At 66.8% G+C, this 2153-nt stretch carries 1 protein-coding gene; it reads left to right on the top strand.

Features of this window, described 5'->3' with window-relative positions; translation table 11 throughout:
- Positions 1 to 769 precede the first annotated feature (769 nt).
- The coding region (locus tag RDM88_RS12670; RefSeq protein WP_308755184.1) for a ComEC/Rec2 family competence protein at positions 770 to 2153 on the top strand (1384 nt) is incomplete at its 3' end.

Here is a 2153-nt window from a genome sequence, read left to right as displayed (position 1 = left end):
GGTTGGCCTGCGGCCAAAGTCGGCGGCGCCCGTGACACGGATCAAGGGGCGAGCGTACAGTAACCCGCCAGCCGCCGCGCCGCGGGCGCAATGCCTCTGCCGGCAAGTCCCCGGAACCGTATCAGGAAATGCTTGCGGGGAGGCACGGTCGTTTTTGCTTCGCTCGATTTTAACGTGGAGAGGTGGAAAACTGGTCGGCTTCGCCGCCCGCGCGCAGGGCGCGCGAACGCCCGTTCCGGGCGTTGTTTTCCGCCGTGGGTTTCACCGAGCCTTCCGGCTTCGATCATTGGGAGCGCCCGCAACCTGAATTGAGCCTTCAGCTAGTGTACCTATGGGGTGCGGCGGTAGCTCGCGGGTTATGGCAAGGTACTCCCGGGGGTTTCTCAAGGGGACTGGCGGAAGTCCCCTTGAGCGTCCTTCTTTGGTTCCTTTCTTTGACGTAAAGAAAGGAACTCGCCGCCGGTCGACTACCGGCAGGCCCTCCGCTCACTGGGCGGGATATCCAAAACAGGCGTGCGGCGGAACGCGCTCGTAATTCTTGCCGCTTGGAAAGCGGCAATTCCCGTGAAAGCCCCGATGGGCGGCAGACCAAAACCTTACGAGTAATACTCATAAAACCGCGCTTTTGGAAAGCATTGTGCTGTGATACCGTCGAGGTGATCGCCATGTGCTGTCCAAGGCTGTGCGCACTGCGGGAGGAATCCGGTGTGGGACAGGCAGAGATTGCAGGGATACTGGGCATTGACCGGCGGACCCCCGCCCCGCGGAAATGAACCGGGCGTTCCACATCGGCGGGCTTGTGTGGTTCGCCGCCACCCTCTTGGCCGGGACGTTCGGCTGGAACCCGCTTTTCTGCGCGGGAATCGGAGCCGTCGTCTTTGCCGTGCTGCTTCTGAAGGGCAGGCTGCCGCTGTGGATCTATTCCGCGGCGGCGGCCTTTTGCGCCTGTATGCTTTCGTTGGCGGCCTGCCACGCGCTGGCCGTGGGGCCCGCCGCGCGGTGGGAGGGGACGCGGCTGGTGCGGGCGGTGGTCACCGACCGCGCGGATTACGGCAGCTATGCCCGGCTGTCCCTCACGGCGGACCGCGAGGGGATGCCGGCGGGGCTCGCGGGCGCGCGGATTCAGGTGAGCGCGCCCGCCGCGCTTGCGGTAGCCCCCGGCGATGTGGTAGAATGGGAGTTAAAGCTGGAGGTCCCCGAAGGGGAACGGACGCGCCTGTGGGCGGAGGGCTTCCGCTTTCGTGGGACGGTCTCCGGCGCGCCCGCCGTGACGGGAACGCGGCCCGGCGACCCACGGGTGGCGCTCGCGGGATACCGCGCGGGCATCCGCCAAAATATCCTGCATGAGCTCCCCAATGAATATGGCGAGCTGCTCGCCGCGCTCGTGACGGGCCGCGCCGAGGGGCTTTCCCCCGAACTGCGCTACGACTATTCCCGCGCGGGGATTTCACACCTGCTGGCGGTGTCCGGCCTGCACCTTTCTGTTTTCGTCGCGTTCGTCGACGCGCTGCTCGCCGCCTGCTTCCTCTCGCGGCGGCAGCGGGGGATCGCGGAGATCGCGGCCGTCCTCTTCCTCATGGGACTCACCGGATTTTCCCATTCGGTCGTGCGCGCGGGCATCATGCTGATCGTCTGCCGCGCCGCGCTGCTCTTCGGCCGCGATTCCGACACGCTCAATTCCCTCGGATTTGCCGTCATCCTGATGCTGCTCTGGAATCCCTACGCCGCTTTCAGCACGGGACTTCAGCTCTCCTATCTCGCCACGATGGGCATCGCCGCCGCCTCCGGCCCGATGACCGGATGGTTCTCCAAGCGTCTGTGCGGGGTCGGCGGCTTCACGCTCGAGGAGACCCGGCCAAGGGCCCACGCGCTCCTCTCGATGCTGTCCGCGACCCTCTGCGCCCAGCTCTTCACCGCGCCGGTGCTCTGCTGGCGTTTCGGCCAGATCTCTCTGGTGTCGCCGCTCGTCAATCTGATCGTCGCGCCGGTGGTCCCCGTCGCCCTCGCGGGCGGACTGCTCTGCGGGTTTGCGGGGTTCATTCCGGCGCTCGCGGTCCCAGCGCGCCTTTTCGGACTCGTCGGCGGCGTGTCCGTCCGGGCGGTCACCGAGACGGCGCAGTGGTGGTCGCGGTTCCGGCTTGCCGCCCTGCCGC

Source organism: uncultured Anaerotruncus sp. (assembly GCF_902490045.1).
In the GTDB taxonomy this organism is placed as follows: Bacteria; Bacillota; Clostridia; order Oscillospirales; family Ruminococcaceae; genus Anaerotruncus.
This window is presented reverse-complemented; position numbering and strand designations above follow the sequence as displayed.